Origin of the sequence: Clostridium sp. LY3-2 (assembly GCF_024705715.1) — a bacterium.
GTDB lineage: Bacteria > Bacillota > Clostridia > Clostridiales > Clostridiaceae > Clostridium.
In genome coordinates this window covers 1-10,479 of record NZ_JAMDLQ010000067.1, presented here as the reverse complement: position 1 = coordinate 10,479, position 10,479 = coordinate 1, and the positions used below count along the sequence as shown (strand labels likewise).

Annotated in this window: 8 protein-coding genes and 4 tRNA genes; all 12 read left to right on the top strand. The window is 28.5% G+C overall.

The window, feature by feature from the left end; translation table 11 throughout:
• The first annotated feature begins 2 nt into the window (after positions 1 to 2).
• The 12 genes from M4I33_RS16655 to M4I33_RS16600 all read left to right on the top strand — a co-directional run bounded on the left by M4I33_RS16655 (position 3) and on the right by M4I33_RS16600 (position 10,001).
• A tRNA-Gly gene (locus tag M4I33_RS16655) sits at positions 3 to 77 on the top strand.
• A 21-nt stretch (positions 78 to 98) separates the two neighbouring features.
• Positions 99 to 172, top strand: a tRNA-Gly gene (locus tag M4I33_RS16650).
• Between the two features lie 23 nt (positions 173 to 195).
• Positions 196 to 269, top strand: a tRNA-Gly gene (locus M4I33_RS16645).
• Positions 270 to 440: 171 nt separating this feature from the next.
• Positions 441 to 515, top strand: a tRNA-Arg gene (locus tag M4I33_RS16640).
• 185 nt (positions 516 to 700) lie between these two features.
• The gene (locus M4I33_RS16635) at positions 701 to 1,201 is read left to right on the top strand and encodes a YbhB/YbcL family Raf kinase inhibitor-like protein (RefSeq protein WP_257917844.1); all 501 of its coding nucleotides are present in this window, start codon (positions 701 to 703) and stop codon (positions 1,199 to 1,201) included.
• A gap of 75 nt (positions 1,202 to 1,276) precedes the next feature.
• Positions 1,277 to 1,903: a DUF488 family protein gene (locus M4I33_RS16630; protein WP_194191868.1), complete on the top strand. Its 627-nt coding sequence runs from the start codon at positions 1,277 to 1,279 to the stop codon at positions 1,901 to 1,903.
• 196 nt (positions 1,904 to 2,099) lie between these two features.
• A complete protein-coding gene (locus M4I33_RS16625; protein WP_257917843.1) occupies positions 2,100 to 3,131 on the top strand; it encodes an ABC transporter substrate-binding protein in 1,032 nt (343 codons plus the stop codon).
• Between the two features lie 80 nt (positions 3,132 to 3,211).
• Entirely contained in the window at positions 3,212 to 4,912 is a 1,701-nt protein-coding gene (locus M4I33_RS16620; protein WP_257917842.1) for an iron ABC transporter permease, read from the top strand.
• A 20-nt stretch (positions 4,913 to 4,932) separates the two neighbouring features.
• Positions 4,933 to 6,006, top strand: a complete 1,074-nt coding sequence (locus tag M4I33_RS16615) for an ABC transporter ATP-binding protein (protein ID WP_257917841.1) — start codon at positions 4,933 to 4,935, stop codon at positions 6,004 to 6,006.
• Positions 6,007 to 6,072: 66 nt separating this feature from the next.
• On the top strand, positions 6,073 to 6,783 hold the full coding sequence (locus M4I33_RS16610) for an MgtC/SapB family protein (RefSeq protein ID WP_257917840.1): 711 nt from the start codon (positions 6,073 to 6,075) through the stop codon (positions 6,781 to 6,783).
• A 106-nt stretch (positions 6,784 to 6,889) separates the two neighbouring features.
• Positions 6,890 to 8,593 carry a sensor histidine kinase gene (locus M4I33_RS16605; protein WP_257917839.1) on the top strand — a complete coding sequence of 568 codons (1,704 nt, stop codon included), beginning with the start codon at positions 6,890 to 6,892 and terminating at the stop codon, positions 8,591 to 8,593.
• Positions 8,571 to 10,001 (top strand): response regulator, encoded by a 1,431-nt coding sequence (locus M4I33_RS16600; protein ID WP_257917838.1) that lies wholly within the window; start codon positions 8,571 to 8,573, stop codon positions 9,999 to 10,001. Before M4I33_RS16605 ends, M4I33_RS16600 begins: the two co-directional genes overlap by 23 nt.
• The last annotated feature ends 478 nt before the right edge of the window (positions 10,002 to 10,479 follow it).

Below are 10,479 nucleotides of genomic sequence, written 5' to 3'. Positions count from 1 at the left end.
ACGCAGAAGTGGCTCAATGGTAGAGCGCCACCTTGCCAAGGTGGATGTTGCGGGTTCGAGTCCCGTCTTCTGCTCCAGCAGATTTTAAAATTAATAATGCGGGTATCGTATATCGGTAATACTCCAGCCTTCCAAGCTGGAAAGGTGGGTTCGATTCCCACTACCCGCTCCACAAAATTTTAAAATTATTATTATGCGGGTATCGTATATCGGTAATACTCCAGCCTTCCAAGCTGGAAAGGTGGGTTCGATTCCCACTACCCGCTCCAAAACTTAAAACAACTGAAAGGTTGTTTTTTTTGTTCTCAAAAACGGAGAAAAAATTAAATAATCCACAAAACATGAAAAACTATCAACAGATATTAAGGAAATTTCTTTAAAATTGTGGATAGTTTTTTATTTAAAGTGTATAGTAAAATAATAGAAGAAAAGTAAAATATGCACCTATAGCTCAGTCTGGATAGAGCGTTGGACTTCGAATCCACCGGTCGTGAGTTCAAATCTCACTAGGTGTACTTAAAATGAGGGTTGCAAGAGTGTTGTAATCCTTATTTTTATTTCTTTTAAATGTTAGAAAGATTTATATATAAATTTAAAAAGATAAAACGGATATAGATATTTTGAATATATTAATTAATGGTTTAAAGATACGTAATAAATAAGGTATATGATTTAACTATTAAATATAGGAGATGATTTTATGAAAGTTATTAGTGAGGGGATTAAAAATGGATTAATTCTTGATAAATACGGAAAAAGAGGGCCTTTAGATAGTTACGATATTCCAACTGTATCTTTACCTTTAGAGATAAAAGATGCTCCAAAGAAAACAAAATCCTTTGTTGTTATTATTGAAGATAAGGATGCTATACCTGTTTCAAGAGGTTTTTCTTGGATTCATTGGGTTGCAGCTAATATCACTACAAAAAACATAAAAGAAAATTTTAGTAGAGATAATAAAGATATAAAACAAGGTTTAAACAGCTGGATAAGCATTCAAGGTGGAAATATTCCAGAGAGTGCTTGTAAATATTATGGAGGAATGACACCTCCAGATAAAGCTCATACTTATGAGATACATGTATATGCAGTAGATTGTTTATTTAATATAGAAAACGGATATTTTTTAAATGAACTTTGGAATATGATGGACGGACACATATTAGATAGTTATACTTTAAAGGGAAAATACGAAAGCTAATAAATGGGAAGCGTTAAGCTTCCTTTTTTGATATTTTAGAAAATAAATTTATAATATATTTAGGAGGTAACTATTATGGATAAAGTTATATATGCACTAGGTCATTCAAACTATGATTTAGAGAAGTTTTTAAGTTTAATAAGGAAGTATAATATAGATTGTATAGTAGATATCAGGGGAATTCCGTATTCAAGTTTTAATACTCAATATAATAGGGAACCTCTTAGAGCATTCTTAAAGAGAGAAAATATATTATATATTTATATGGGAAACGAGTTTGCAGTTCAAAGGAATAATACTAATTTATATAATGAAAAAGGCTATCCTGATTTTAAGAAAGTTATTTTAGATAAGGACTTTTTAAATGGGGTAGAAAGACTTAAAAATGGAATAGAAAAAGGATTCACTATAGGGATTTTAGGAGCAAAGCAAGACCCTATAAATTGTCATAGATATATTCTAGTTGGAAGGTATTTAAATAATATAGGATTAAATTTAAAATATATTTTAGATGATGGAAGTTTAAAAACTCATGAAGAGTTAGAAGAAGATTTATTAAATAAATTCTTTAAAAATAGAGATCAGATGACTTTAGAGGAAATAATGAGAGGTGATTCTTATAAAAATGAGCTTTTAGAAAAGGCTTATGAAGAAAGTAATTATATCATTGCAGTTAGATTTGAACATATAGATAAGACTTAAAGACTTAATATCTTTAAGTCTTTTTTTATATATAGAAATTATGGATTTGTAAAATTTAGGGTAATTAAAGGGAGATGATTTTTATTTAATGTAATTAATTTTTACCTTTTAAGTAATATATTCTTACTATTTTAGATTTAAGCTTTACTGAATACGATATCATAAGCTTAGATAAAATTTTGGGAGGGAAACGGTAATGAAAAAGAAAAGTTTAATTGCATTAACACTTTCAGCTGTGATGAGTATAGGATTATTAGCAGGTTGCGGCGGAGAAAAAGCTGAAGATAAAGCTTCAGGTGAAACATTAACAATATATTGTGGATTAATGGAAGACCATATGGTTAAAACTGTTGAGGAATTTAAAAAAGAAACAGGAATTGATGCACAAGCGGTAAGGATGTCTTCTGGAGAAATTTTAGGAAGAATAAGAGCAGAAAAAGATAATCCAAAAGCTTCTGTTTGGTTTGGAGGCCCAGCTGATGCATTTGTACAAGCTGGAGAAGAAGGGCTATTAGAAGCTTATAAATCACCTGAATCAAAGGAAATCCCAGAAAAATATAAGGATCCAAATGGTCTTTGGACTGGAATTTATGTAGGGTATTTAGGATTTGCATCAAACTCTAAACTATTAAAAGAAAAAGGAATAGAGGCGCCAAAGAGCTGGGAAGATTTATTAAAACCTGAATTTAAAGGTCAAATATCTATGGCAAACCCTGGTTCTTCAGGAACAGCATACACTATGCTTGCAACTATAGTTCAACTTATGGGAGAGGAAAAAGGAATGGATTATATGGCTAAATTAAATAAAAATATTAAGTCATATGAAAAATCTGGAACAGCTCCAGCTAGAATGGCAGGACAAGGTGAAGTAATGGTTGGTATTTCTTTCTTACATGATGCGATTAAATATAAAGAAGAAGGAATGAAAGATTTAGTTTTAACAGCACCTAGTGAAGGAACTGGTTATGAAGTTGGTGCAGTATCTATCTTAAAGGGATCACCAAATGAAGAAGGAGCTAAAAAGTTTGTAGATTTTGTTTTATCTAAAAAAGGTGAGGAGATTGGACAAAGTGTAGGTTCATATCAATTCTTAACTAACCCACAAGCTAACACTCCAAGTCAAGCTGCGGAAATTAAAGATACTAAGCTTATAAACTATAACTTAGAATGGGCTGGAAAAAACAGAAATAAATTAGTAGAAGAGTGGAACAAAGCAATTAAAGGTTAGAAATTTTTAAGAGTATGTACCAAGATTTTGGTACATACTCAAAATTTATAAAGTCTAACCTTTAGAAGGGAGAAAATATTATGTCATTAGCTACTAGGAAATTACAATTTAAGCACGAACTTAGAGATATGAAAAAAATATGGAGAGATCCTATACTTTTAACTACTATAATATTTTTAATAGTGACTTTAACAATATTTATTTTATATCCGTTATATTCAGTATTAAAAGCAAGTTTTATAGATGCAGGTAAAGAATTTACCCTTAGTGCCTACAAACAAGTTTTAGAAGATTTAGATTTTAGAGAAACTTTTTTTAATACTATAAAACTTGGAGTAACTGTTGGTATTTTATCTACAGTTATAGGGTTTATATTTGCATATGCAGATGCGTACATAAGATCACATTTTAAAAAGTTATTTAAACTTGTATCTATTTTACCTATAATTTCACCACCATTTGTTTTGGCATTATCAGCAATTATGTTATTTGGTCAATTTGGGTTAGTTACAAGGCAATTATTTGGAATGACAGACGCTAATATTTATGGGTTTAAAGGAATAGTTATGGTTCAAACTATGACGTTTTTTCCTATAGCATATCTATTACTTATAGGTCTTTTAAAGAAGATAGATCCAGCACTTGAAGAAGCATCAAGAAGTATGGGAGCTTCAAGGTGGACAACTTTTAAAACAGTAACATTTCCTTTAATGCTTCCTGGAATTGCAAACGCATTTTTATTAACATTTATAGAAGTTGTGGCAGACTTTTCAAATCCTATGGTTATAGGAGGAAGTTTTTCAACACTTGCAACTAAGATATATATGCAAGCTATAGGTAACTACGATATGAAAGGTGGAGCTGCAATTGCTGTAATTCTTTTAGTATTATCTATTCTTTTATTTGTTTTAGAGAAGTTTTGGATTGAAAGAAAGTCTTATGTAACTGTAACTGGGAAAGCATCTAAAGATAGAGTTCTTATAGAAGATTCTCATATAGTTTGGCCTATAGATATATTTTGCTTACTTATAACTATATTTGTTTTAGCGTTTTATATATTAATACCGCTTGGAGGATTCTTTAAAGTTATGGGAGTAGATTATACTCTTACTTTAGAGCATTTTAAATATGTATTTAATTTAGGTTTTGAATCTGTAAAAGATACGATGATATTATCAATTTGGGCTACACCTATAACTGGAATTATAGGAATGGTTGTTGCATTTTTAGTAGCTAGAAAAAGATTTATAGGAAGGGGATATATAGAGTTTGTATCACTTCTTGCTATGGCAGTTCCTGGAACTGTTTTAGGGCTAGGATATATAAATGCCTTTAATACAAAACCATTACTTTTAACTGGAACAGCTTTTATTATAATTATAGCTTTTGTTGTTAGAAGTTTACCTGTTGGAATAAGGGCTGGAATTACATCACTTGGACAAATAGACCCAGCGATAGAAGAAGCTGCACAAGATTTAGGTGCAAATTCTCAAAAGGTGTTCTCATCAGTAACACTTCCTCTTATAAAATCGGCCTTTTTTAGTGGCTTAGTTTATACCTTTGTAAGAAGTATGACAGCTGTAAGTGCTGTAGTATTCTTAGTTACACCTAAGTATCAATTATTAACAGCTTCAATTCTTTCACAAGTTGATACAGGAAGATTTGGTGTTGCGTCAGCTTATTCAACAGTGCTTATAATTATTGTTTATATAGCAATAGCACTTATGTATTTAGGGTTAAATAAAATGGGCGTTAGTAAATCAAGTGATAATATTATTTAAAAGTTAGGAGAAAACGAGTTATGGAAAGAAGTAAAGGTGTAAATATAAAAAATTTAACAAAGATATATTTAAGTCATAGTAAAAATTCAGAGTTTAGAGCAGTTAGTGATATATCAGTTGATATACAAGCTGGAGAATTTGTAACTCTTTTAGGGCCCTCAGGCTGTGGTAAAACTACTACTTTAAGAATGATTGCAGGTTTTGAAATTCCAACCTCTGGAGATATTTATCTAGGGGGAGATAAAATAAATGATTTAACTCCAGATAAGAGAGATACAGCTATGGTTTTCCAAAGCTATGCATTATTTCCGCACTTAAATATATACGATAATATTGCTTACGGTCTTAAATTAAAGAAAATGAATAAGGAAACTATAAAAGAAAAAGTTTCTAATATAATTGACTTAGTAGGGTTAAAGGGAATGGAAAACAGAAGCCCAAACCAATTATCAGGAGGGCAACAACAAAGGGTAGCTTTAGCTAGAGCACTTGTTATGGAACCTGGAGTTTTATTATTTGATGAACCTTTATCAAACTTAGATGCAAAACTTAGAGTTTATATGAGAACTGAAATAAGAAAGATTCAAAGAAAAACAGGAATAACAGCTGTTTATGTTACTCATGACCAATCAGAAGCTATGAGTTTATCAGATAGAATAATAATAATGAAAGACGGAATTATAGAACAAGTTGGCTCTCCAGAAGAGATATATGGAAAACCTAAAACTAAGTTTGTAGCTGAGTTTATAGGAAATGTAAACTTTATAAAAGGAAAAATAGTTAAACTTGAAGGGGATAAAGCTATAGTTAAAGTTTTAGATAATGAATTTAAAATAGATTATAGCGGAGAAAAGAAAGAGTCAGATGAAGTAGATATAGTTTTAAGACCTGAAGCTATAGAACTTTGTAAATCTGGAATACTAGAAGGGGTTGTAGTATCTTCAACGTTTATGGGATCTTATCAAGATTATGTTGTAGATGTAAATGGAGATTTAATAAATATAGAAGTTACAAACCCTAAAGAAAAAGAACAGTTTGAAGAAGGTGATAAAGTTAAATTAAACTTTAATTTAGAGACCCTTCATATAGTTTAATTTAGTACACTTTAAACCCCTTAAAAATATTATATAGTAGGAGCTATATAATAAAGGAGGAGAGTAATGGCAGTTAATGATATATTATTTAGATTAGTCTTAGCTGTTTTAATCGGGGGAGCTATAGGATATGAGAGAGAATTTAAAAACAGGCCAGCTGGGTTTAGGACTCATATTTTAGTTTGCGTAGGTGCAGCTGTAGTTTCTTTAATTCAATCGGAAATGGCAGAGACTGCTATGAATAATATAATACTCCATCCGGAGCTTAAAGATGTAATAAAGATAGATTATGCAAGGCTTGGAGCGCAGGTTATAACAGGCGTTGGATTTTTAGGGGCAGGGACTATATTACACGATAAAGGTTCTATAAAAGGACTTACAACAGCTGCATCACTTTGGGTAGTTGCATGCGTTGGACTTGCTATAGGGATGGGCTATTATACTATAGGGATTTTAGCTGGAATAAGTATAGTATTAGTACTTGGAGTATTTAAAAAGTTTCAAAATAGGTTCATTATTCAGCCAGATATAGTTAAGCTCCAGATAGCATATAATGATAAAAAAGAAGCTTTAGAATATATTGACTCATACTTTATGAGAAAAGGAATAAAAATAAAAAATATCGATTTCTATTTTAAAAATGATTGCGAAGATTATCTAGAAGGTGATGTCTGTCTTTATACTATTGAAGTTCCCAAAACTATTAAGGGGAGCAATATAATAAGTAGATTATCTAGAAGCAGTTGTATTTATAGCGTTGAAGTTGTTGAGGATTAATAAATTTAAAATCCACCATACTAAAATTTAGTGTGGTGGATTTTTTTATTTTAAATATTAATAATATGTAAAATAAATAGATAAATAAAAAATAGAGAGATTAATTTTGTATAATCAAAATATGGGAAAACGTTATCAAAGTTTTAAAAAGAGATTAATAATATCATTTGTTCTAGTAGCAATTTGCCCTTTCTTAGTCCTTGGAATTTATAATTTAATTTATATTTATAAATCAACAGAAAAGGAGATAAAAAAATTCACTATATCAAGTATAAAAACTAGTGCAGAAAGTATAAATAATTCAATGAGTGGCTTTAATAATATGGTAGATTATATAGCCTCAAATGATGAGATTGTTGATATTTTAAATAAAAAAGAAAAAAAGGGGACTGCATCTTTTAAAGATATTCAAAAGATATATAATTTAACTTCTACTTTAATATCAACTATGCCTATAAAAATGCCGATACATATAATTTCTAAAGATGGACTTAGTATATATTCATCTACCGATTACTATAAACCTATCTATAAAGATACATACGGTGATTTTTATAAAATTTTAGATGAAGATGAAAATAGAGTTCACCAAAAGATATATAGAAGGTTTGATAGTGAACTTGATTGTGATGTAGTTTTAATTTCGGGAAAGGCTATAGTAAATAAGGATAAAAAGATTATAGGGTATGTTGTAATAGAGATTTTAGAAAAGTATTTCAACCAATATATAAACGATATAACCTTTTTTAATGACAGTAATGTGTATGTTACTGATATAAACAACAGGGTTATAGTAGATAGGAATCATATTGAAAATGTAGGAAAGAATTTAGAGAATTTAGTAAATAAATATGATATAAAATATGTAAGTTCTAACAAAAACAAAAAGTTTAATGTTATTTCTACATTTCCTAAAAGGGATATGTATCTAGAATTATTTAAAAATATAAAGATTTTTATGTTTTTAACTACTATTTTACTAGTAGTAGCGTTTGTAGTTATCTATAAACTAAGCAAAAGAATATCAAAACCAGTTCATGAAATGAATGAAGTTATTAAAGAAGTAGAAAATGGAAACCGTAATAAGAGGGTAGAGTATTTCGGAGAAGATGAATTAGGAGAGCTTTGTTTAAAGTTTAATAATATGATTGATGAAATAAACAGGCTTATTGAAGAAGATTATAATAAAAAGATACTTATAAAAACTGCAGAGTTTAACGCTTTAAAAGCTCAAGTTAATCCTCACTTTTTATATAATGCTTTAGGAACTATTAATTGGATGGTTAAGCTTTCTGAAAAAGATAAGGTTATAAAGATGATTAATGCTTTATCTAAACTATTTAGATATTCTAGTAGAAATAGTGAAGAGGAAGTTTTTATAAAAGAAGAACTAAAGGCTATAGATAACTATCTATATATTCAAAAGATAAGATATGAGGACAAGCTAAACATTACATATCATATAGATAAGAATATAGAAATTAAAAAGATAGTTAGATTAACTCTTCAGCCACTAGTAGAAAATGCAATAGTACACGGGTTTTCAAATAAAAAAGGAGAGTGGAACTTAGATATATCTGGAGAAATAATAGATAATAAGATTATTTTTAAGATAAAAGATAATGGAGTTGGAATTGGAAACAGCACCCACAAAGGTGAAGGAATAGGGATAGATAACGTTGATAGCAGGATAAAAATCCAATATGGTGATGAATATGGAATAAAATTTGAAAGTTTAGAAGGATATACTGTATTTATTGTAAGCATACCACTTAGGGAGGAAGAATATGAAGAAAGTCCTTTTAGTTGATGATGAGATATATTCCCTTAAAGGGATGGAGGTGTTTATTCCGTGGGAGGAGTTTGGACTTATAGTATGTGCAAGTACAACAGATTCAAGCGAAGCTATAGAATTAGCAATTAAAGAAAAGCCAGATATAATAATTACAGATATAAATATGCCTTGTATTGACGGGCTTGAACTTTTAAAGATATTAAAAGAAAAATTACCTAAAGCCCAAGGAATAGTTATAACTGGATATGATGATTTTAAATATGCAGTTAAAGCAATTAAGTTAAATGTTATAGATTTTATAATGAAACCTTTAGATGAAGAGGAACTTAAAGGGGCTTTAAAAAAAGCTATAGAAAAGATAGATATCTACAACAATGTGGTAAATTCTGATAGAAAATTATTAGATATAGTTAGAGGAGAAACTGATATAGAAGAAATAAATCATTATTTTAAAGAAGATAATATAAGTATGATGTTTTTAGATATAAATAAAAGAGATGATTTAAAGATTCAAGAATTAATAGAAAAAATATCAAACTTTAATATAGAAAAAGCATTTATAATAAAACCTCATAACTACAGAGCTACTATAATAAAAAGTGGAGATATTAAAAAAGACATAGATTTAAAGAAAGTCTTAGATAAAGATATAGCAGTAGGCTTTACTGGTATTTTTAAAACTAAGGACATAGTTAATTGTTATAACTTTGGTAAGAGTCTTATGGAAGAAAAATTTTACTTAGGGTATGGGAAAGTTATTTATAAAATTATAGATAAAAATAAAAATAACGAAAAGGAACTTTTAAAAAATATAGACAAGTTCTATATTTTATTAAATAGTTCTAATAAATCAATCCTTATAAGTAATATAAAAGAAATATTTATATTTTTAAAAGAAAATAGGATAAGCTTTGAGATTTGTAAAACTATAACTTACGATATACTACTTAAAATAAAGAAAAAAATAAAAAGCATAAATTCTAAGGTATATGTAGATGAAAGTATTAAATTAAATTCTGAATACGGCTTAACTTTAGATATTTTAGAAGATACAATTTTAAATGAATTAGAAATTTATTTTGAAGTTAAAAATGAGTTTGAATGGATAAAAGAAGATAGAAGTATAGATAGAACGATAGAACTAATAAATAATAATTATATGAGAAACTTAAAATTAAAAGATGTTGCAAAGGAATTATATATAAACGAATCATATTTAAGTAGAAGATTTAAAGATACTATAGGAATCGGGTTTAATGAATACTTAACTAAAATAAGAATGGAAAAAGCTATAAATTATTTAAGTGAAGGAAAGAGCATAAAAGATATATCTAAAGAAGTAGGGTATTCAGATTATAGAAATTTTTCTTTGAATTTTAAAAAGCATACAGGGGTTAGCCCTAGTGAATATAAGAAAAGTTAGGCAAATGCTTAGCTTTTTTTATTTATTTTTAGCTTTATTATATTAAATTAAAGCTAAAAATAAATTTATGTATCCTAATTTTCTTATTTAAAAGTATTATTTTTAGAGGAAATAAGTAGAAAAAGGTGAAGGAATGATAAAAACTCTACCTAGCGTATCAATAATAGTAAAAAAAAGAATAAAAGAGAAAAAAAGAGTAAATAGAAAATAATTATAATAAATAGAATATTGTCGAATCAGACGAGCTATATATTGTGATAGAATAAATCTCGTGCTTGAGGGCGCAAGAGTATTTGTAGAAAAAGATTTGAAAAAACAGTTTTAAAAAAGATTGTTGACAAATTTCTCTCAAGATGATAACATAATGAAGTCGTTTAAATCGACAAATGATCTTTGAAAAATGAACAGATTTATATAATACAAAACCAGCAATTCTTTTTACGAATTTAAGTTTTAAGAGTACAGATTAAACTTTTTA